The following is a 22001-nucleotide window of genomic DNA, read 5'->3' as shown; positions in this document are numbered from 1 at the left end:
GCGATGAACAGCCAGCTCTCCTCACGCGTTCCCGTCACCGTCCTGTCCGGCTTCCTCGGCGCAGGCAAGACCACCCTTCTGAACCACATCCTGACCAATCGTGGCGGCAAACGGGTCGCGGTCATCGTCAACGACATGAGCGAGGTGAACATCGACGCCCAGCTCGTCGACGGTCCCATGGCCGGCACGGCACACCTCGATCGCACCGAGGAGAAGCTCGTCGAGCTCACCAACGGGTGCATCTGCTGCACCCTCCGGGAGGATCTGATCGAGTCGGTCGCGAAGCTGGCGGGTGAGGGACGATTCGATCACATAGTGGTCGAGTCGACCGGTATTTCCGAGCCGATGCCGGTTGCTGCGAGCTTCGACTGGGAGTTCGCCGACGGTTACACCCTGTCGAAGGTCGCCCGGCTGGACACCATGGTCACCGTCGTCGATGCCGTGACCTTCTTGTCCGAACTCGCCAAGGGTGACAGGCTTCGGGATCGAGATCTCGAAGCCGGCGCCGGTGACGTGCGGTCGATCTCGGATCTCCTGGTCGATCAGGTCGAGTTCGCCGACATTATCCTGTTGAGCAAGACCGACCTGGTCGGTGAGAAGCTGGCCGGCGCCACGGAGGGAACGCTCCGACGACTGAACCCGAACGCCGAGGTCGTTCGAATCACCAACGGACACATAGACCTTGACAAAGTTCTGGGAACCGGACTGTTCGATCTGACGGCCGCGCGCGGTGTCGCCGGATGGCAGGAGGAGCTGGCCGGCGGTCACACTCCGGAGACCGAGGAGTACGGCATTTCCAGTACGGTCTTCCGGTCGGACCGCCCGTTTCATCCGCAACGCCTGCAGTCCGCTCTCGACGGTCTCCGCGGATTGTTGCGCAGCAAGGGATTCTGCTGGGTGGCCAGCCGGCCGGGTATCGGAGCAGTGTGGTCGCAGGCGGGTCCCAACCTCATGATCGAACCTGCCGTGAATTGGGATGACACCGATGTGTCTCCCGGACAAGAGGTGGTGCTGATCGGCGTCAGGCTCGATCACTGGTCACCGATGGAGCTGTTACGCGCCGCCCTTCTGACCGACGAGGAGTACGCCGCCGGGCCCGACGAATGGGTCAACTATCCCGATCCGCTGCCGCAATGGTCTCCGATCGCCGCGCACTCTCACGCGTGAGCCCGGTCAGCAAGAAGAGGCGACCCAAGAAGCGCGGGACGCCGCGGCGGACCGACCGGGAAGTCGTGGCGGACCACCTCGCGCCGATCGTCTCCATGATGCGCGCTCTGCGTACCGAGGTCGACCCACTCGGCAGCGAGGCCTACACCTCGCAATTGTTGTCGGCGTTGATGACTCGCGATGAACCCGATGCGGACGAGGCCGTCGTACTCGGATTCATCGAGACGGTTGCCGACCGCGGCGGGCCGGAGTGCCTTGCTCTATCGCGCGCGCTGTCCGTTGTCGCAACCACAGCGCGAACACGTCATGCTGCCGCCGAGGTCGCGGACCGGATCGCCGCACGAGGTGCCGCCGAACCGGTATGGCACGAGGAACTCGGACGGACCCGCTTGCTGGGATGTCACGAGTACGCAGATGTGTTCGGCGACGAGTGCGTCCTGATGTGTGCCTTCACCGGTCCGGTCCGGCCACACGCACTCATCGGCTTTCTCAATATGTCTCACCCCCATGGATTTCTGACCGACATCATCCTGACGACCGCCATCGACAAAGCGATCGCCGGCTTCGACCGACGCGCCACGGACCTCGACGGGTTGGCGAGGTGTGGACCAGCCAACGATGCGCAGGTCGTCGACACCCTCGCGACGGCCCTCGCCGAGAGTCACCGCTGTGTCGACGTGCCCGACGACGTCGTCGAACTGCGGCCGTTGCTGGGCGCCCGGTTGGCGGGATGCGAGAAGCGCTCAGCCGCAACCGGTGCCGATGACAACGGGCAGGCGGCCGCATTCGACGCCCTCATCGCAGGCACCACGGACCCTGACCGGTTGAGGGTGCTCGATGCGTGGCGCGACTTCAGCGCGGAGTTCGACGCCGGACGAAGCGCCCGCCTGAGTCCGAACAAGATCCGGGCGTTCGCACGACACCTCGGCGAGGCACCAGGCCAGGCGGGCCAGGCGATCTCGAGCCTGATCACGATTCACGACCAGACGAACCCGTGGACATCGCGGGCACGCGAGGCGCTCGTCGGATCCATCAGCGAGGTGTTTCCGGTGCGGGAACGGATCTTCCTCGACACCAGCTGGATCGACGAGATCAGCGCGGGCTGATCCATCTCGGGATTGCCGGACGAGGTATTGCGAGCGCGGCCATGGGTGTCTAAAGTGAACGACGTTCATAAATGAGTATGGCAACCCTAACTAGTTCGGCGATGTGTTGTGCGCCGCCAGCCAAGAGTGGCTTGCCACCGTCGACGGGACCGCCATGACAATCACTGCGTCCACCGAGACCACCGAGCCCGACAACCCGCCACCAGGTCTCGACACCGACGTCGTCGACGCGAAGGCGAAGCAGAAGGCCGGCGCTCGCGCGCTCAAGACGTTGCTGAAGCCGGTTGCCGGGCGGCTGGCCGTCGGCAGACTGCTCGCGGCCGTCTCGGCGTTGCTGGCGGTGGTTCCCTACATCGCGCTGGTACACATCGGCGGCGTGCTGCTCGACGCCTACGGGGCCCGAACCGAGGTCGACGGCGACGAGGTCGGCCGATGGGTCCGCATCCTCGTCCTCACCTTCGCTCTGCGGCTGTTCGTGTACTTTGTCGCGCTCCTCGTGACCCATGTCGCCGACATCAAGCTCGGGCACGTGATCCAGGTTCGCATGATTCAGCGGTTCGCTCGGGTGCCGTTGGCGTGGTTCACGTCCACCAATTCCGGTCGCGTCCGCAAAGCCGTCCAGGATGACATCGGCACCATCCACCACCTCATCGCCCACCAGCCGGTCGATGGGACCAACGCAGTGGTCATGCCGGTCGCACTCATGGTGTACACCTTCGTGATCGACTGGCGGCTGGGACTTCTCGCCATCGCGACTCTGCCGCTCTACATCGCCTCGATGGCGATGTCCATGCGTGGGATGGGTGAGAAGACCGTCGAGATGGATAAGCGCCTGTCGACGGTGTCCGCGCGGATGGTCGAGTTCGTCACGGGCATCGCGGTGGTCAAAGCCTTCGGCCGTGTGGGCCGTGCGCACCGCAGCTACCAGGAGTCGGCCGACGAGTTCCACGACTTCTACGTCGACTGGGTCAAACCCCTCATTCGGGTTGCCGCGCTGGGGACGTCGTTCCTCGCAGTCCCGCTGATCCTGCTCATCAACATCGGTGTGGGTGCGATACTCGTGCATCACGACATGGTGAGCACCGCCGACGTGCTCGCAACGGCACTCATCGCACTGCTGATCCCGTACGCGCTCGAGACCTTGATGAACTCGATGTGGTCGCAGCAGATCGCCGGTGCCTCCGCGCTGCGACTCGCCGAATTGTTGGAGACCCCTGTCCTGTCGCACGTCGACGACTCAGTCGGTCGCGAACCAGGCTCCTACGACGTGGTTTTCGACCGTGTCAGCTACGCCTACGACTCCCGTCCGGACGCCGCGCTCGCCGTTGACGGCGTCAGCTTCACACTGCACCAGAACACCGTCACCGCGCTCATCGGTCCGTCTGGTTCCGGCAAGTCCACGATCGCCACCCTGCTCGCACGATTCGACGACCCGCGATCGGGAACCATCACCATCGGGGGCGTTCCTCTCCAGCACGTGCCGAACCTGTACGCACACGTGGGATTCGTACTCCAGGACCCGCAGCTGTCGGGCATCAGCCTCCGGGACAACATCGCGCTCGGCCGGCCGGCCGCGTCGGATGCCGACATCCGTGAAGCAGCCAGAGCCGCCTGCATCCTCGACGACATCGAAGCGCTGCCCGATGGCTTCGACACCGTCTACGGTGCCGACACCGGCCTGTCCGGCGGTCAGGCCCAGCGGGTCGCGATCGCGCGGGCACTGCTCGTCGACGCGCCGGTTCTGATTCTCGACGAAGCCACGGCCCTCACCGACCCGGAGTCGGAACATCAGATCCAGCAGGCGCTCTCGACGCTCGTCCGCGGACGGACCGTCCTCGTCATTGCGCACCGGCCCGAGGTGATCAAGGGCGTCGACCAGATCATTGTCATCGACGCCGGCCGTGTGACGGCCACGGGAACGCACGAAGAGTTACTCGACCATCCGACTTACGCCCATCTGTGGCAGGTGACCGGCGCCGAGTCGCGTCTGTCCCGCGGCGCCGACCTCGACCACACCGAAGGAGCCCGGCGATGAAAATTCCGCTGATCGATATCGTTCCGCGAATGCAGCGTATGGTCTCCCGTCCCGAGGCAATGCGTCCGGCCATCGCGGCGAGCATGATGGTCGGCGCAGTGGAAGGCCTTGCGCTCGCGACGCTCCTGCCGACCATCACCGCCCTGGCCCAGGGCACCGCGGTATGGGGGCTCGGCCTCTCCGGCTGGTTGGTCGTACTCGCCACCCTGTCGGTGGCGAGTTTCGGCCTCAACTACGTCGCCGAGCGCGCCAATTATGCGGTAGCACTGGACTTTCTGCGGAGTCTTCACCGGCTCGTCGGCGATCAGGTGGCCAAGCAGCCACTCGGTTGGTTCGCCCGCCCGCTCGCGGGTGCGCTCTCCCGGATGGTGTCAACCGAGCTGATGTCGGCCGGTGAGATCTTTGCGCACATGTTCGGGCCGCTGGTGTCACGGACGACATCTGCCCTCGTGATCATCGCCGCCGCATGGTTCTGGGACCCGGTTCTCGGTCTCATCCTCACCATCGCCGTGCCGATCTTCGTCGTGATGACGCTGGCGTCCACGGCCCTGATGCGTGCCGGACGCTCGATCCACGAGCCCTCCGAGGTGACCCTCGCCAACAGGGTGGTGGAGTACGCCCAATGTCAGGGCTCGATCCGCTCGTGTGGGCGCAGCGACGACTACGCGCCGTTGAACAAGGCTCTCGAGGGCACCTACTCGGCGAAGACGAAGGGTCTGTGGCTCGAGACGGTTGGAATGCTGCTCAGCGGCATGGTCACCCAGGGAGTGATCGTCATCCTCATCACGGTCACCGGCTCGCTCGCGGTCGACGGCAGCCTGGACCCGATACCGGCGCTGGCGTTCATCGGCCTGGCGCTGCGGTTCACCTCGACACTGCAGGCGATCACGAGCAGCGCGATGGCCCTGGAGTCGCGACGTCCGCTCCTCGACGGTCTCGACGAAGTGCTCACCGCCGAAGCGCTGCCCGAGTCTCGAACGGCCACAGAACTTCCCACTCCGGGGACCGTGGAACTCGACGATGTCACGTTTTCGTACTCATCCGGCGCCGCACCGGCGCTTCGGAACGTGTCGATCACGGTGCGGGCGGGTTCCATGGTCGCTCTGGTCGGACCGTCGGGCAGCGGAAAGACTTCGATCGCCCGGGTCATCTCCCGGTTCTACGACGTCGACTCCGGCCGGGTCCTGGTCGGTGGTCTGCCGGTCACCGAACAGACCACCGAGCTACTGATGAGCCAGTTGTCGATGGTCTTCCAGGACGTGTACCTGTTCGACGACACACTCGAGGCGAATGTTGGTGTGGGGCGCGCTGACGCAACGACGTCGGAAATCCGCGCGGCCGCCGAGATCGCGGGAGTCACCGAGATCGCCGCCAGATTGCCGGGTGGTTGGTCGGCCCGGGTGGGAGAAGGCGGCCGCGCCCTGTCCGGCGGTGAGCGCCAACGTGTGGCGGTTGCCCGTGCTCTGCTCAAACAGGCGCCCATCGTCCTGCTCGACGAGGCTACGTCGGCCCTGGACATCGAAAACGAGGCCAACATCGTCGCCGCTGTCGAGCGATTGCGCGAAGGTGCGACCGTCCTCGTGATCGCTCATCGTCTCTCGACGATCGCGCGTGCAGACATGATCATCGCGCTCGATGCCGACGGTCGAGTGGAGGCACAGGGAACGCATGACGAGCTGCTCGCGGCCGGTGGGACCTACGCTCGGTTCTGGCGTCGGCTGGAGGATGCCCAGGGCTGGCAACTGACGAATTAGCCTATTCGCATGGATCGTGATGGTGGCGAATCGGCTCGTACGTCTCGAACGGCCGGCAAGAAGGCGGGGCGCAAACCGGCGTTCACCGAGCAGGACGTCATCGCCGCGGTCCTGGAGGAGGGTATCGATCGTTTCACTCTCGCCGGTGTCGCCAAGAATCTCGGGGTGGTCACCGCGGCGCTCTACCGCCTGTACTCCTCACGCGAGAACCTCGTAGTCGCCTGTCTCGACCACATCGCTGCCACCTTCCGGTTGCCCGATGAGAACGACGACTGGCGCACGATCCTCCGTCTCTGGTCCGACGAATGCTGGCGGCTCTGTGAGGCGTACCCGGGACTGAGTCGTGTGGTGTACTCCTACGCACCGGCCTTCACCCGCATCGAGCACATCATCACCGAGTACGCCCGGTGTCTGGCGATACAGGGCAAGACCCACCAGCAGGCGATGTTCGCGCTCGACTTCCTCGGCGACACAGTCTTCGCGTGCTATCTGGGGGTGGAGTCGTGGCGGACCCGCGACGGCGACGGGGTGACCGGTTTCGAACATGTGCAGAGCGCGGTAGACAGCGGATCGATCATCGAGCCTCGGGAGAAGTGGTTGGAGCGAGGGGTGGTCGACACCAAGGTGGACTTCATCATCCTGGGTCTCGAGCACTCATGGCCCGAGATCTGACAGTCGCGCAGGGCACTGGACCTTCGAGCAGTCAGCTGATCACGCCCGAACTACTTCGATGAGTTTTCGGCCCCAGGCGTGTCTACAGTGTTGACCGCCCCATCACGGGGGCGCCACGGAAAGGGAAACCCGATGTCTCGCATGCTGTTCGTCAATACCACCGCCACCGACATCCCGGCGACACGGGAGTTCTTCACCGGTCTGGGGTTCGAGTTCAACACCGACTTCTGCGACGACACCACCCTGTGCCTGGTGGTCAATGATTCGGCGTTCGTGATGATCATGACTCCAGAGAAGTTCCAGGGCTTCATCACCGGCGGAATCAGCGACACCACGAAGGACCGCGAGGTCCTGCTCGCGATCTCGGCCGAGTCACGCGAGGCGGTCGACACCCTCGTGGACAAGGCGCTCGCGACGGGCGGCAGCGCCTGGCAGGAGACCCAGGACCACGGCTGGATGTACGGGCGGAGCTTCCGCGACCTCGACGGTCACGCGTGGGAGGTCTCCTACATGGACCTGGCGGCCATGGCGGGGTGACGACTGCGGTCGCCGTCAGACAGCCGGACGCTGCCCGACGGCGATCAGCGTGTCGCAGTCGACTTCGACGATGCCCTCGTCGGTGAGCCGACGGAGGAATCCGGTGCGCACGTCGTCGACGGCGTCGGTGTCGAGCCCCGCGAGGGCTCCACGTAGCCCACTACCGAGGACCATCGACCAGGAAAAGTCATCGGTACGCGGCACACGAAGATCGAGAACCGACGCCGACACATCCACGGCGCCAATCGATTCGAGCCAGCCGATGATCTTCTCCTCGGTGTCGATCCGAGTGATGGGATGCGGCGGCCCGTCGGATGGGGCGCGCGGGCCGGGCGGCGGTGGGGTGTTCGTCACCCGTGCGACCTCGGTGAAGTACGCGCCGGTGAAGTCGTACAGTGCGTCGTCGTGCCAGACCCCGATCGCGATCCGGCCACCGGGACGCAGAAGGGTCAGCAGATTGCGTACGGAGTCGTCCATGTCGGGAAGGAAGAACACGCCGAAACCGCATGTGAGGACGTCATACCCGCCCTCATCTCGGCCAGGTAGGGCAGTCACGTCATCGACGCGGAAGTCGATGTTGCGCAAGCCCGCCGCAAATGCGCTCGTCTTGGCGCGGTCGATCAGGTCGGCCGCGAAGTCGACGGCGGTGACATGTCCGTCGGGACCGACGACGCGGGCCGCGGCCAAGGCGCTCGCACCGGTACCGGAGCAGACGTCGAGGACGCGATCGCCGAGTGCGACGCGCGCTCGCGCCACCAAGGACTCACCGGCCGGTCCCCACACGATGGGCGTCACGAAATCGAAGTCGGGACTGGTCGAGTTGAACGTGTCGACGAGGCTTGGTCCGGTCATGAGACCAGCGTAGCCCTGTTGACAACGGTTTTCGATAGAGCGTCGACGCCTCATCCGCCCGGGGCGATCCCGACCATCACCGAGCTCAGCCCCAGCTGCCAGACGGTCCCCGCTTCGACGAACCCCGAGGCCAGCATGATCTCGCGGTGCTGGTCGGCGGTCAGTGCGTTGTCGGCCACATGCGCCGGCACATCACGGGCGCGTTGCGCCAGCAGATCGGTGAACTCCGGCTCCTTCTCGATGGCGCCCCACCACTGGGACCATGTCTCCTGCCCGCTGACGTGTGGGCGATCGGCCGCGCGCTCGCCGATCGCCGTCGCGATCTTCTGGAGGCCGGGGGAGTCCGCGAGTAGATGGTCGGCGTTGACCAGCACGCCTTCCGGGCGCAGCAGGTGCGCGCATTCGCGGTAGATCGTCGCCAGGACGGGCACCGAAGGATAGTGCAGTGCGGTACTCGTGACGATCGCTCCGACGCGTAGGTCACGCAGGTCGTCCGCCCAGCCCGGGGTGCCGAGATCTGCCTGCCGGAAGTCGACGTCAGGATGGACGGATGCTCCCAGCTCGAGGAGGAGCGGGTCGATGTCGATGCCGATCACGGTGGCGTCGGGAAACGTATGCGCTACAACGGCAGACAATGAACCCGGGCCACAACCCAAATCGATCACGACGTCGGGGGATGGAGCCGAGGCGAGAACGTCGCAGACAACCTCGAATCTGTCTGTGCGCGCGACGGCGTAGAGCTCCTGCTGGCGTTCCCAGCGATCGAACCAGTGGAGTGCGAGATCCGGGTTCATGACACGGCTTCCTTGTCCACCGCGGCAGGGTGGGAGCGCTCGGCCGACACCGTCAGCGCGATGGCGCCCAGACCGGCCACGGCCGCGGCGGCCGCGCAGATCCAGAATGCCACGGACACGCCGCCGGACTTCTCGACCACCTGTCCTGCGATCGCGGCACCCAGGGCTGCGACGCTCATGTTGACGCAGGTGAACCAGGTGTAGGCCTCAGTGAGCATCCCGGCCGGGACGGCCGCGGCCACGAGTTCGGCGAGGATGGCGGTAGCCGGTGCGATGACCGCGCCGGTCAGCACGAGAATCACGGCGAACGCAGGCACCGAGTCGGTGAGGTTCCACAGCGCGTACCCCAGAGCGAGCGCAACGAGCACGACAGTGGCTCGACGAGCGAGCCCGGCTATCGCGGTGTTCGGCCACGGCAGCGCTCCGTAGATGAGACCGCCGGCGGCGCTGCCGAGGCTCCAGATGGCGATGAGCAGCCCGGTGGTCGCCGAACCCTGACCGTCGCTGCGCAACTCGGCGAATGCCGCAATCGCCACAGGCGAGGCGCCAAATCCGAGAGCCACGGTCGCAGTGATGGCGAGCATTGTCGGAAACCCGGTCACGCGCAGCGGCCCGAGACCGACAGTCCGAGTGCCGCCGGCAGTCCCGGACACCGATCGTAATGCGGCACCGCGGGCAACCGTCACCGTCCCAACCGCGGTGGTCAGCGCCGCCACCACGATCGCCGACGCCGTCCCGGTTGTCGACGGATCCTCGGCGCCGACGACGTCTGTCGCCAAGATGAAACCGGACAGCAGGAGCGGCCCCATCACGAAGACCAGCTCGAACACCGTCGATTCCGCGGCCATCGCGGTGGTACGACCGGATTCGTGTCCGCCGCCCGGACGGGTGAGGTGCGTCCAGCCCGCGCGGATGGCGGGTGACAGCGGCGGGAACAGCGCACCGGCGATCACCGCCACGGGCATGGTGACCCAGAGCCGCTGATCGGACACCACCACCCAGAGCAGTGCGAGTTGAGATACCGAGTACGCCGGGGCGATGACCGGGAGTACGCGAGACACGGTGAAGCGATCGACGAGCCGACCGGCGACCGGTGCGGCGAACGCCGTGGCGAGGGAGATGGCGCCGGCCACGAATCCGGCCTCGGCGTAGTTGCCGCTGACCGCACGCACCAGCAACAGCCACGCGACGATCGTCACCCCGTGCCCGAGGCGAGCGACCGTGCCGCCGATCAGGAGCATCGGCGCACCGGGGATCCGCCACAGCTCCAGGTACCGCCTCACGTGAGTACACCTTCGGGATGCGACGGCGCGATCGGACGGCCGGTCAGGCGCACGCGGGCTGCGACCTGGTCGATGGCCGACGCGATGGCGGCAGCGTCGTGCCCCCGGAACCGGAAGCGGCCGCCGACGTGCTCGTAATACGCATCGGCGTCGCTGATGATGTCGCCGACGCCCACCATGTCTTCGCCGTAGAGTTCCGGCGGGGCCCAATCCGTGCCGAGCGCCGCAGCGGCGGAGGTGATCTCGCACGGACGCTGTGCCGGCGCCGCGAGTAGCAGCAGCCCGCCGAGCTCACGAGGTCCGTGCACTTCGTCCACAGGGGCCCGTGTCACGCGTTCACCGAGAGCGAGCCGGAAGGCGGTCTCCATCAGGTCGTGACCGTGGATGTCGCGCCAGAGAATCGGGATCTCGGCCCCGCCGACCCGCGCTCCGACCTCGAGAAAGGTGCATTGCGGTCCGGAGTCGCCGGACGAGAGGAAGGTCTCGAGATGGAAGACCGTCGACTTTCCTCGGGCCAGGCGTGACACGATCCTCAGTGCGTGATCGTGCACGCGTCGCAGCGTCGCGGGATCGTCGACCTCCACCGAGCCGATCCAACCGCCAGACCGAAAAACCAACGGGGTGTGCAGATATCGATGTACCCGCCAGACCGGTAGCGAGCCCTCGACGTGGACACCGTCGACGTGGAGGAGGGTGCCGGTGGCAAGTGTCTGGACGAGGTGCGGACCCAGTTCTGCCATCCGGGTGTCGAGGTCGAGGTGTGCGAGGTCGTCCTCGCGCAACACGACCACGCCTGCGCTCGAACTCCCGAACCGCGGCTTGAGCACGACCGGCCAACCGTGGGCCCGGGCGAATTCGGCTATGTCCCGCAGATTGTCGACCGCAGCGAATGCCGGCAACTGCTCGCCGGTATCCGCGACCGCTCTGGCCATCGCCATCTTGTCGCGGAACACGCGTAGGTCTTCGGCCGACCAGCCGGGCAGCCCGCGACGTGCGCGCAAACCGGCGGCCACCAGGAGATCGTCTTCTTTCAGGGCGATCACCGCGTCGGCATCCCCGTGCGCGAGTTCGAGGCTGCGCAGGGCCTCCTCGGCCTCGTCCGGATCATCGGTGGCCGCGACGATCCTCATCGCTGCGGCACCGGACGGGACACCCGCCACCCCGGTGGGTGTGGTGATGTAACTGACCCGGTCGACGGTGTGGTCGATGTAGTTCTCATACAGCGCATACGGAGCCACCCACCGATGCAGGACCACGACGTGCCGGCTCACGATGGGGCACCATTCGTCGCGTCGGGTTCTTCACGTTCCACGTCGTAGAAGCCTTCGCCGTCGAGGTACATCACCGTCGCGAGATCGCGTTCGAGGATGTCGCGGACCGGATGGCTCAGACCGATCATCATCGGCTCGGTGACGTCGGAGATCGTCACCGGGATGGATTGTCCCGGTTCGATGATGGCCTGATGGTTGTGATAGCTGGGCAACCGCTGCACCTGATCGAGTTTCGGGTAGCCACGCAATGTTCCGGCGACCGGCGAGGTGAGAAAGGCCATCGCGGTGTGAGCGTGCTGACGCCTCGGCCGACGATGGCTTCCGCGGAACTCTTCCGGTTCCAGGAAAGCTCGGACAGTCCAGTCGATCTGAGATTCACCGACCGCGAGGTGGGCGAAATACGCGGTGTCGGCACCGCATAGGCGAGCCCCGATCTCCACCAGCGCGGGACCGTCGGCCGTCATCATCACCTCGAGGTGGGCAGGACCGTAGCTGATGCCGAGCGAATCCAATACCGAAGTACCGTAGTCGGCGAGCTGTTCCCCGATCGGATCATCGACCGCGATCGAGGTCGCGGCTGCGACGCGGTCTGTGACGCCGTTGGCCGAGATCTTGGTGTACTTCCACATGTCGGTGACGCGGTGACGGCCCGCGCAGCTCACCGTGTTGACCACGTATTCGCCACCCACCAGGAACTCCTGCACCACAACACCTTCGTTTCGGATTCCGAAGATGTTGTCCGACGCCGCAACCCGGTCCACGGCATCGCGGGTCTGCTCCGGCGTATCGCAGAAGTGCACCCCGTCGTTGGCCGCGCTGCGCGTCGGTTTGACCACTACGCGACCGCCGCGGGCACGATGCCATTCCGCGGCGGCCGCCGCGTCAGGAACGCGGATCTGGTCGGCGGTGTGCAGGCCGCATGCCGACAACCGATCGATCATGCCGAACTTGTCGCGGCGTACGGAGCTCAACGCCGTGCCGTTCCCGGGCAACCCGAGCCGCTCGGCGAGGGCATCGGCGAGTTCCACACCGGTCTCACCTCCGGTGATCACCGCGACCGGCCGATGCGCGGCCACCGCGGCCACCGTCCGTTCGATCCCCGGGCCGTCGAACATGTTGCCCTCGTGAATGATCGGGGGTGTGAAGCCGGGCTCGTCGAAGCCGCCGTAGGCCGGAGGCACCTCTGGCGTGCTCTGCACCCGGATCACCTCGTGCCCGGCGTCGAGGAAGCCGCGAGCCAGCCGCAGCGTCGGCGCGTAGAGGTCGACCATCACCACCACCGAGCTCATCGCGCGTTCTCCACTTCTCGTAGGACCTCGATCAACCGGCGGACCTCGTCGGCGGAGGTGTAGGCGTGCATGCTGGCCCGCACCGAGGCGGTCTTCTCGCCGTCACGGCCCTGACAGTGACCGTCGGCGCGCACCATCAAGCCGCGGCTGTCGAGGATGAACCCGAGATCGTTCGACGAGATGTGGCGGTGGCGGAAGGTGACGATGCCGACACGTCGTTGCACATGCGAATCGAGATGCAGGCTGGACTGGCAGCCGAGGACTTCGTAGGCATCCATCGTCGACAACGCGTCGGTGAGCAGGGCACCGAGTGCGAGAGTCCACTCGTGTATCCGGTCCACGCCGGCGGCATCGAGCCAGTCGAGGGCGGCGCAGAGACTCACGATCCCACTGGTGTTGGGGGTGCCCGACCAGCCGTTCGGTGCAAACTCGTGTCCCCGTCGATTGCGCGCCCAGATCGCACCGATACCGGGGAGAGCCATCGCCTTGTGCCCCGAGAAGACGACGAAGTCGACATCGAGCGCACCGACGTCGACGGGGAGGTGTCCAACGCTCTGGGCGGCATCGAGACAGATCACCACGTCCGGTCCGACCGCATCGCGGAGCCGGTGGACGTTCATGTCGTTGCCGTAGACGTGATGTACATGGGTCGCAGCGACGAAGGTCGTTCGGGGCGTAAGCAACCCGCGAAGCGCATCGATGTCGTAATCGCCTGTGCCGGTGGATTCGTAGGGTAGGGCATCGATGGCAACGCGAATGCCCCGGGATGCCAGTGACTCAATAGCTTCCGTCCACGGCAGCAGGTTGGCCTGATGATCGGCGAAGGGGACGATGATGTGGTCGCCATCGCGCAGGTGAGTGGTCAACCAGTCCAGCGCGATTCGGCGAAGTCCACCGCTGGTGCCGCTCGTGAACGTCACTCCGGAACCGTCTGATCCGGTGTCGCCGAGGAACCGGGCAACGCGGCCGCGGGCCGCTTCCACGATGTCGGTGGTGGCGTTGGCCCACGTGTATGTACCCCGGCCGGCGTTGGCGTTGATGGTGCACAGGTATCGGTTCACCGCATCGATGACCGCCTGCGGCTTCTGCGCGGTGGCCGAACTGTCCAGGTACGCCCGGTCGGGGTGGCCCGTCAGGATGGGAAACTGTGCTCGGACCTCACGGTTCCACGATCCCAGCCGCTCGATGACCTCGGCCGGGTCGGCCAGCCGCGAGGAAAGCAGATCCGGTGTGGTCATCGGCCGGCACCTGCACCGCGAACCAACGGAGCACCCGCGTCGCGCCACGCGATGACGCCGCCCGACAAACTGCGGACGCCGCGGTGCCCCATCCGCCGCATGAGAGCGCTGTAACGCAACGATTTCTCGCCCACCGGGCACACCAGCAGCACCGGCTGGTCGGCGCCCACCGGCAGACCGCCGTGCAGCAGTTCGGCGAAGACCTCGTCGACGATGTTGATCGAGCCCTCGATGTGGGCGGCCGCGAAGGCGAAACCTCCGCGCAGGTCGATGACCGTGGGCCGCTCCTGAGCCATCCACGACTGGGCCTGCGCGGCGTCGACGACGGCGGCTGCGGCGAGATCCTGATCCGCGAGGTTGCGAACGTCGTGGATGCGCGGCGGTTGCTTCAGCAGTTCGGGCCGCCGCGTGCGGACGTAGCTCATGTAGCTTTCGACGCGGTCGCAGACGATGAACACCGCACTCTCACGCCGGCCCGACCCTTCGAGTTGGCTGTCGATCTTCGCAAGATGCCGTACCGCGCCGAAATATGCTGCGCCGCCGGTCGGTCCGGCCAGCATCCCGCATCGGCGGACGAGATCGAGCATTCCGTCGATGGCCTCGTCGGCGCTGACCGCCTCGATCGCGTCGTAGGTCTCCGGGTCGAACAACCCGACCTCGTGGACCTCGTCGATGTTCCGGATACCGGGAATGAAATCGGATTTCGCCGCAACGAGACCCAGCACGTGGACACCGTCGTCCACCGCCCGCAACGCTGTGGCCACTCCCGTCGACGACCCGGCGGTACCGACGCACGCGATGAAGTGGTCCGGTGCTCGGCCCAGATCGGCGACGATCTCCGGACCGGTGCCGTCGATGTGGGACTGCACATTCCGATCGTTGAAGTACTGGTCGGTGTGGAAATACCCGCTGCCCGGCTCGGATACGGCTCGGTGGATCCGGGCGAGTGGATCGTCGGTGTCGGTGACGTCCAGACACTCCGCCTGGCCGGGCAGCTCCTCGATGTCGGCACCCAGGAGCAGCAGCAGGTCCTTGATCTCCGGTACCTTCATGCGGTTGGTGACCGAACGGAACCGCACGCCGTGCATGCCCGCGATCACCGCGAGTGCCTTGGCGGTGTTGCCGCTGGAGAGCTCGATCATCGTGCGCTCGCCCGCAGCGGCGTCGTCGAGTCCTGGCTGTGCCATCGACCACGCGGCACGGTCTTTCACCGATCCGAACGGATTGAGCATCTCCAGCTTGGCGTACAGGTCGATGTTGCGTAGGCCGGTCACCGCTGGGTCCATCCTGACCAGCGGAGTGTTGCCGATGACGTCGGTCATGTTGTCGTAGATCATCTCAGGACTCCTGGGTGGTCATCTGCTCTGTGCGCATGAGGTCGGGGAACTGGGGGTCGAGCCACTGGGGCGACAGCGGCCAGTACTGGTCGTCGAGCTTCCACTTCCATTCACCGGCTTCGCGATACATCGCGACCTTGGTGGCGACGGGCTGGCCGAGTGCGTGATCGGCGCTGAAATCCATGAAGTACCCGGCGGTGTTGGGGAAGGCGAGCAGGTCGCCCGCGGCGGGCATCGCCGGGAAGAAGATCTTCCGACGACTGATCAGATCGGATTCCAGGCACAGGTTGCCGATGAGGTAACCGCTGCCGGAGTCGCGCGGAGTGGCGTTCCGCGGCACCAGGACCGGATCGAGTTGCACGCCATGCTCTTCGAGACTGACGTCACGGGCGTTCATGTCCATCCGGACCAGCGTCTCGCCGGTGGGGGAGCTACGGACCTCGAGTACCCGGGCCATCGCGAATCCGCACTGGTCCAGCAGCGCCCGCCCAGGCTCGATGTACAGGTCGTACATGTTCTCGAGGATGATCGTGCCGAGGGGGCGCTGCATCGTCGGTGCCGCCGCACTCAGCAACCCGTCCAGATACCCGGGACCGGCAACCGGACGATGGGCCGGATACAGACCGAGGGTGCCCCGGAGACGACCACCGTCGTTGCGAAGTCCGTATCCGCTTCCCTGCCAGGTGATGTGTTCGCGCTTACCGAGCAGCGCGGAGCCGAGTGCGGTGGTGAAGTCGTCCCACTCCACGGCCGACGACAGGTAGTTCACCCCGTAGCCACCACCGATGTCGAGAACCGTCGGTGCGTGACCCCGGCGGACGAACTCGTCGAGCAGGTGCAGGCTCCCCTCGATGGCTCTGGTCTTCTCCGGCATGCCGACGGTGTCGAGGTGAAAGGCCACCCCGCGCAATCGCACCTCGTCGCGGAACTTGTCGAGGAGCGCCAGCACGACGTCGAGATCATCGGCCGCGCAGCCGAAACGCGACGGCTTGCTGAGGAGGGTGGTGCCGGCGGCGCGGAACTCGGAGAACCGTACGAGCACCGGCACCTTGGAGAGGTGGGCGCCGGCGACGATACGACCCAACAGGGCCAGTTCATCGACTCCGTCGACATTGACCGTGATACCGCTGCGGGCGCACAACCACACGAATTCAGGGGTCTTGGGGCCGGTCGCCATGACCCGCTCCGGGCTGAACCCGGCTCCGAGGACGTGTTGGAGCTCCGCGGGGGAGGCGACGTCAATGCATGCGTCGGTGGCGGCGAGCTCGCGGACCAGTGCACTCGATCTGTTGGCCTTGTGGGCGTAGTAGATGTGGCCGCTGATCCGGTGCGCATCCATCACCTGCCGAAATGCAGCCACGTTGTGCCGGATGCGTTGTGGAAGAAGAACGTTGAGTGGCGATCCCAGGGCATCGACGAGCCGGTGCAGCGTCGCGGCTTCGCCGAGCAGAGATGCGGACTCCTCGGAGAGTGCAGGGGTGAGACGGAGTGGGGGCGGTGCGGTCATGCGGTGGACTCCAGTTCGGGGGTGGTGGGCGGTGCGTATGGCGGCGGTACTGGGGCAGAAGGGCTCACGATTCGCCCCTGATGCATCTCGAGGATCCGGTCCGCATACCGGTGCATCAGGCCTAGGTCGTGGGACACCATGAGGTAGGCCAGCCCGAATACGGTGCGCAGGTCGTCGAGCAGCGACATGATGTCTTCGCGCAAGGGGGCGTCGAGTGCGGACACCGGCTCGTCGAGCAACAGCAGCATCGGGTCGAGCGCGAGCGCGCGTGCGATGGCCACCCGCTGTTGCTGTCCACCGGACAGCTCTGCCGGCCGCCGGGTGCTCAGGTCTGCGCTGAGCCCCACTTGGGAGAGCAGTTCGCGAACACGCCCCGGTTCGGGCGACACTCGATGGATACGCATCGGTTCGGCGACCAGATCGGCAACCGTCATTCGCGGATTGAGTGAGTCGCTGGGATCCTGGAATACGGCGCCCAGCCGGCGACGCAGCGATTGCCTACCGCGCCGGTCCAGTGTGTCGACCGGGGTGCCGAACAGTTCGACGCCCCCCTCCTGTGGGGCGCGCAACGCGAGCACTTGCTCGAGTATCGTCGTCTTTCCGCTTCCCGACTCCCCCACCAGCGCAACGGCTTCGCCGGCGCGTACATCGATGTCGACGTTCACGCAACCGGTGGTGGAAGCGCGTGTGCCGCGGACACCGCGGCGTCCGGGGTAGCGCACGGTGAGTCCGCGGATGGCCAGGACCTCAGGGGTATCCGGGCGTGACCGCGCAGGCGACATGCGTCCGGTGAGCTCCGTCGGTCGTGGACGGGAGCGCTCTTCGAGCACCCCGCTGTCCATCTCGAGAGTGTTGTGACACAACCGGTCGATCACCGCGGCGTCGTGGGAGATGACGAGCATCGCGAGGCGACGTCGCTGCACGAGCTCGTCGAAGAGATCAAGGATCCGTGCGCCGACAACCGCGTCGAGCGCACTGGTCGGCTCGTCGGCGATCAGGACGTCGGGCTCGTTGGCGATGGCGATCGCGATCGCCACCCGCTGCCGCATCCCCCCGGAGAACTCGTGCGGGTAAGCGCCGGCGCGACGTGCTGCGCCCGGGATGCCCACCGCTTCCATCAATCTCACGCCTTCCTGGCGTGCGACGCGCCGGCCGATCCGGCGATGGATCGTGATCGCCTCGGCGATCTGATCGACGACGGTCATCGTGGGCGTGAGCGAGGCGAGCGGGTCCTGTCCCACCCACCCGATCCGTCTTCCCCTGATGTCGCACCACGCGCGCTCATCGAGCCCGAGCAGTTCGCGGCCGTCGAGCCGAACCGAGCCGGTCACCGTGGCCCGCGGTGGGGCGAGCCCCAGGAGGACGGAGGCGGTGATGGTCTTGCCGGAGCCCGAACCGCCGACGATACCCATCGTCCGTCCGGCCTGCAGATCGAACGACGCCCGCCGGACCACCTGTCGCCCCGCGATGGTCACGGCGAGTTCCCGGGCCTCGAGCATCACCGGATGTTCAACGTCCATCGGACGGTCCTTCCAGTCGCAGACGTATGCCTTCGCCGAGCAGACCCACCGCCATCACCGTGGCCACCAGCGCAGCCGCCGGAAAGACGAAGACCCACGGGAAGGTGACCGCCGAGGTGCTCCCGGTGGCGATCAGGGTGCCCAGCGATACATCAGGCGGTTGGACGCCGAATCCGAAGTAGCTCAACCCCGCTTCGGCGATGACGGCCGTGCCGACGGTGAGGGTGACGTCGATGACCAGAAGCGGCACCATGTTCGGTATCAGGTGACGGCAGATGATGCGTACCCGCGAGGCGCCCATGGCGGTGGCGGCGCGCACGAAACCGCTCTCGCGCAGCACCATCGTGCGGGACCGAACCATCCGCGCCGGGAGCATCCACTGGAACACGGCGATGGCCACGACCAGTAGCAACCAGGAACGTCCCGCGAACAACGGGGACAGCACGGCGACGACGACAATCGGTGGCAGCACGAGCAGGACATCGACCGTCCACATGGTCATCCCGTCCGCGCGACCGCCGAGCAATCCCGCGAACGATCCGACGAGCGCCGCGAGCGCGGTGGAGATCAGCGCCACGGCGACGCCGATCAGCAAAGACTTTCGCATACCGTGGAAGGTCTGTGCCGCAACGTCTTCGCCCAGCCGTCCGGTACCGAACCAGTGCTCGCCTCCCGGGGGGGTCAAGATCGCGTCGTGACGCTGGGTCAGGTGGTCGGAACCCGCGAGGACGGGTCCGAGCACAGCTGCGATCAGCAACAGCAACAACAACACGGCGCCGGTGGCGGCCATCATGGTTCCGCGTCGAGGGGCGAATCTGCCTGGCACCACTTCGTCGGCGGTGAGCAGGGTCATCGCACACCTCGAATCCGGACGCGAGGGTCGAGGCGGGAGACGACCACATCCGAGGTGAGTCCGGCGAGAACGACGAGTACCGCGAAGAACAGGGTCACCGACGCGACGACGGTGGCGTCGTGGTCATGGATCGCGGTGAGCACCCAGTCACCGAGACCGTGCCAGCCGAAGACCCGCTCGGTGAAGACGCCGCCGGCGAGGTGGATGCCGAAGCTGAAGGCGAACAATGAGATCACCGGGACCAGGGCTGACCGTAACCCGTGTCGCCAGAAGGCCTGTCGGTCGGACAAGCCCTTGGCGCGGGCGGTGCGGATGTACTCGCTGCCGAGTACGTCGACCGCGGCCGCCCGTTGATACCGCGCGAAGAACGCCAACTGGGGGAGGGCGATACAGATGGTGGGCAACACGAGGTGCTGCACTCGGTCGAGCAGGGCAGCGCCACCGGACAAGTCGGCGCCGACGGTCTGCTCGCCGGAGAAGTACAGGATCTGCTGGCCGGCCATCGTGTTGACCGGAAGCCAGAGCATCTTGAGCAGAGTGCCCAGGACGAAGGTCGGGATCGCGATCAGAGCCAGCGTCCACAGCAGTGAGAACTGGTCGGCGCCGCGGCGCCGCGACATCGCCCCGCGGACCCCGAGGACGACCCCGACCGTCACCGCGACCGCGGCGCCGATCAGGTACAGGCGCAAGCTCGTGCCCGCGCGACGCCACAACTCCTCGGACACGGGCTGATTGGCCACGGTCACGCCGAGGTCGCCGGTGGGGAGACCCGACAGCCAGTGCAGAAAGCGTTCGTGGATCGGCAGGTGCAGACCCAGCCGATGGGCCTGCGCGTCGATCACCGCCTGCGGTGGGCGCGGCTGTCGGGTCTCGAGGTCCGCCAGGGGATCGAAGCTCCATGACGCCAGTGCATAGGCGACGAAGGTCGCCGCCAGACACAGGCACGTGCCCCCGATCACCCGGCGCAGGATCACTGCTGCCAGCCCGCTTTCTCGAAGCCGTACGCGCCGAGACCACGTGCACCGTAGTTCGCCAGATCCGCACGCACCGCATACGCGCCGGATTCGGCGTAGGTGGGCAGGTGGTGAGCGTGTTTCCAGGCGAGCACGTCGATCTGGTTCGCGATCTCGTTGCGCTTGTCGGCGTCGAGCTCGGCGAGCCCCTGGTCGTACAGCGCGTCGATCTCCGGGATGTAGATCCGGCCGTAGTTGCTGCCGAAGTCGTCCCCCTCGACCTTCTGGAACACCGGGCGATCGTGGGCGAACGGGGACGCGGACTTGGTCCACTCGAACGCGGCGATGTCGAAGTTCCCGGGCAGGAGATTGGCGTCGTAGAACTGATCCGGCGACACCGAGACGACCTCCGCCTTCACGCCGACCGCTGCGAGCTGATCGCGGACGACACCGGACACCGTGTTGCCGACCGGCGTGTTCTGGGCGAGCAACCGCAACGTCAGCGGGGTGCCGTTCTTGACCCGGACGTCCCCTTCCCGAACCCATCCGGCCGCGTCGAGCGCCTGCCCGGCAGCCTCCGGATCGAAGGGCAGGGTTGATGAGTTGTCGACGTAACCGGTGTCGGTCGGCGGCAGGATGTGGTTGCCGACGGGCTCGGCACCGGGGACGATCTCGCCGAGGAGCACGGTGGTGATGGCGGCCGGATCGATGGCTTGCGCCACCGCGACGCGGACCTGCTCGTCGGCCAGAATCGCACCGTCGGCGCCGTTGAACGTGAGCTGGCCGGCGCGGCGCTCGGACGCCTGACGGATCTCCACGCCGTCGATCGACTGTGCCCTGGTGAACAGGTCGATGTCACCGCCGACCGGATACAGGTCGATCTCGCCGTTGGCCAGCGCGTCGGCTCGAGCCGCGGGATCCAGTGCACGGAAGGTGATCTGATCGAGCGGCGGCGTGGTCGCCCACCAGTCCGGGTTGCGCTTGACCACCACACTCTTGCCCACCGGGTCGACGCGGTCGACGACGAAGGGGCCTGACGTGATGGTCGGCGCGTTCAGCCAGCCGGTGTTGAAGGTCTCGGGATCGCCGGTCACCTCCTTGGGCACGATCAGGTTGAACAGGCCCTGCCATTCGGCGAACGGCTCGGCGAATGTGACCAGCGCCTGCTGGTCGGTGTCGCCGCGGGTCACCGATTCCACGGCGGAGTAGCCCACGGAGCTGTAACCCTCGAACGCGGCGTTCTTCCCGCTGAGTGCACCCACCTGGGAACGGAGGTCTTCCCAGTCCAGAGGCCGCCCGTTGGACCAGGCCGCGCCATCGGCGATGGTGTAGGTGACCACCTGCGGCGACTCCGACGTCAGCTCGATACTGGAGAAGAAGTCCTCTGCCAGAACGTGTTTGCCGTCTGCTCCGTCCCGGAACGCACTGGGCAGGATCGCTTCGGACAGCTGCCAGGTCACCACCCGCGCGCCGTTGACCTGCAACGGGTTGTAGTTGGTCGGCAGTGCGTCCACCGGAATCCGGAGTTCCCCGCCGTCGCGCAGCGATCCGACCTCTTGGGCGTTGATGTCCTGTGCCTGGGCGGGTGCCGTCTCGGCGGATTCAGATGTCGAGCTACAGCCGGCGACCAGCGCCGCTGTCAATGCCAAGCCGACGACGACGCGTCGACTCATGATGAGTCTCATGACTGTGTGGATGCCCCTTCGATACCGCACGGGGGTGCGGACGCACTATTGCTAATGACAATCATTATCAATAGCACACTGCCGACGGTTTTGGAGACTCCAGTTCGTGACAGCGCGTTCTGGTGCATGTCCGAACGCCATGCGAACA

General features: G+C 66.3%; 18 protein-coding genes. 6 read left to right on the top strand and 12 right to left on the bottom strand.

The window, feature by feature from the left end:
• The first annotated feature begins 3 nt into the window (after nucleotides 1–3).
• The 6 genes from ACSUZC_RS23345 to ACSUZC_RS23320 all read left to right on the top strand — a co-directional run bounded on the left by ACSUZC_RS23345 (nucleotide 4) and on the right by ACSUZC_RS23320 (nucleotide 7271).
• Entirely contained in the window at nucleotides 4–1167 is a 1164-nt protein-coding gene (locus ACSUZC_RS23345; protein WP_439030812.1) for a GTP-binding protein, read from the top strand.
• Entirely contained in the window at nucleotides 1134–2273 is a 1140-nt protein-coding gene (locus tag ACSUZC_RS23340; RefSeq protein ID WP_439030811.1) for a hypothetical protein, read from the top strand. The genes ACSUZC_RS23345 and ACSUZC_RS23340 overlap by 34 nt, the downstream gene beginning before the upstream one ends.
• Before the next feature lie 154 nt (nucleotides 2274–2427).
• Nucleotides 2428–4308, top strand: a complete 1881-nt coding sequence (locus ACSUZC_RS23335) for an ABC transporter ATP-binding protein (protein WP_439030810.1) — start codon at nucleotides 2428–2430, stop codon at nucleotides 4306–4308.
• 29 nt (nucleotides 4309–4337) lie between these two features.
• Nucleotides 4338–6062, top strand: a complete 1725-nt coding sequence (locus ACSUZC_RS23330) for an ABC transporter ATP-binding protein (protein WP_439030809.1) — start codon at nucleotides 4338–4340, stop codon at nucleotides 6060–6062.
• Between the two features lie 9 nt (nucleotides 6063–6071).
• Nucleotides 6072–6734: a TetR/AcrR family transcriptional regulator gene (locus ACSUZC_RS23325; RefSeq protein ID WP_439030808.1), complete on the top strand. Its 663-nt coding sequence runs from the start codon at nucleotides 6072–6074 to the stop codon at nucleotides 6732–6734.
• A gap of 132 nt (nucleotides 6735–6866) precedes the next feature.
• On the top strand, nucleotides 6867–7271 hold the full coding sequence (locus tag ACSUZC_RS23320) for a VOC family protein (RefSeq protein WP_439030807.1): 405 nt from the start codon (nucleotides 6867–6869) through the stop codon (nucleotides 7269–7271).
• A gap of 15 nt (nucleotides 7272–7286) precedes the next feature.
• Here the strand turns inward: ACSUZC_RS23320 and ACSUZC_RS23315 are convergent, their stop codons facing one another.
• The 12 genes from ACSUZC_RS23315 to ACSUZC_RS23260 are packed head-to-tail and all read right to left on the bottom strand — an operon-like array spanning nucleotide 7287 to nucleotide 21841.
• The gene (locus ACSUZC_RS23315) at nucleotides 7287–8123 is read right to left on the bottom strand and encodes a class I SAM-dependent methyltransferase (RefSeq protein WP_439030806.1); all 837 of its coding nucleotides are present in this window, start codon (nucleotides 8121–8123) and stop codon (nucleotides 7287–7289) included.
• A gap of 50 nt (nucleotides 8124–8173) precedes the next feature.
• Entirely contained in the window at nucleotides 8174–8917 is a 744-nt protein-coding gene (locus ACSUZC_RS23310) for a class I SAM-dependent methyltransferase (RefSeq protein ID WP_439030805.1), read from the bottom strand.
• Nucleotides 8914–10200, bottom strand: a complete 1287-nt coding sequence (locus ACSUZC_RS23305) for an MFS transporter (protein ID WP_439030804.1) — start codon at nucleotides 10198–10200, stop codon at nucleotides 8914–8916. The genes ACSUZC_RS23310 and ACSUZC_RS23305 overlap by 4 nt, the downstream gene beginning before the upstream one ends.
• Entirely contained in the window at nucleotides 10197–11471 is a 1275-nt protein-coding gene (locus ACSUZC_RS23300) for an ATP-grasp domain-containing protein (protein ID WP_439030803.1), read from the bottom strand. The genes ACSUZC_RS23305 and ACSUZC_RS23300 overlap by 4 nt, the downstream gene beginning before the upstream one ends.
• Nucleotides 11468–12760: an ATP-grasp domain-containing protein gene (locus tag ACSUZC_RS23295; RefSeq protein WP_439030802.1), complete on the bottom strand. Its 1293-nt coding sequence runs from the start codon at nucleotides 12758–12760 to the stop codon at nucleotides 11468–11470. Before ACSUZC_RS23295 ends, ACSUZC_RS23300 begins: the two co-directional genes overlap by 4 nt.
• Nucleotides 12757–13998, bottom strand: a complete 1242-nt coding sequence (locus ACSUZC_RS23290; RefSeq protein ID WP_439030801.1) for an aminotransferase class V-fold PLP-dependent enzyme — start codon at nucleotides 13996–13998, stop codon at nucleotides 12757–12759. The genes ACSUZC_RS23295 and ACSUZC_RS23290 overlap by 4 nt, the downstream gene beginning before the upstream one ends.
• Nucleotides 13995–15335, bottom strand: coding sequence for a pyridoxal-phosphate dependent enzyme (locus ACSUZC_RS23285; RefSeq protein ID WP_439030800.1), 1341 nt, complete (start codon nucleotides 15333–15335; stop codon nucleotides 13995–13997). The genes ACSUZC_RS23290 and ACSUZC_RS23285 overlap by 4 nt, the downstream gene beginning before the upstream one ends.
• Nucleotide 15336: 1 nt before the next feature.
• On the bottom strand, nucleotides 15337–16842 hold the full coding sequence (locus ACSUZC_RS23280) for a Y4yA family PLP-dependent enzyme (RefSeq protein ID WP_439030799.1): 1506 nt from the start codon (nucleotides 16840–16842) through the stop codon (nucleotides 15337–15339).
• Nucleotides 16839–18362, bottom strand: a complete 1524-nt coding sequence (locus ACSUZC_RS23275; protein WP_439030798.1) for an ATP-binding cassette domain-containing protein — start codon at nucleotides 18360–18362, stop codon at nucleotides 16839–16841. The genes ACSUZC_RS23280 and ACSUZC_RS23275 overlap by 4 nt, the downstream gene beginning before the upstream one ends.
• Nucleotides 18352–19215 carry an ABC transporter permease gene (locus tag ACSUZC_RS23270; protein ID WP_439030797.1) on the bottom strand — a complete coding sequence of 288 codons (864 nt, stop codon included), beginning with the start codon at nucleotides 19213–19215 and terminating at the stop codon, nucleotides 18352–18354. The genes ACSUZC_RS23275 and ACSUZC_RS23270 overlap by 11 nt, the downstream gene beginning before the upstream one ends.
• Entirely contained in the window at nucleotides 19212–20174 is a 963-nt protein-coding gene (locus ACSUZC_RS23265; RefSeq protein WP_439030796.1) for an ABC transporter permease, read from the bottom strand. The genes ACSUZC_RS23270 and ACSUZC_RS23265 overlap by 4 nt, the downstream gene beginning before the upstream one ends.
• A gap of 11 nt (nucleotides 20175–20185) precedes the next feature.
• Nucleotides 20186–21841 carry an ABC transporter family substrate-binding protein gene (locus tag ACSUZC_RS23260; RefSeq protein ID WP_439030795.1) on the bottom strand — a complete coding sequence of 552 codons (1656 nt, stop codon included), beginning with the start codon at nucleotides 21839–21841 and terminating at the stop codon, nucleotides 20186–20188.
• Nucleotides 21842–22001: the final 160 nt, after the last annotated feature.

The sequence above is a fragment of the Gordonia terrae genome, assembly GCF_051789125.1.
Classification (GTDB): Bacteria; Actinomycetota; Actinomycetes; order Mycobacteriales; family Mycobacteriaceae; genus Gordonia; species Gordonia terrae_A.
The sequence above is the reverse complement of the archived record's forward strand: the minus strand, read 5'-3'. Positions and strand labels throughout refer to the sequence as shown.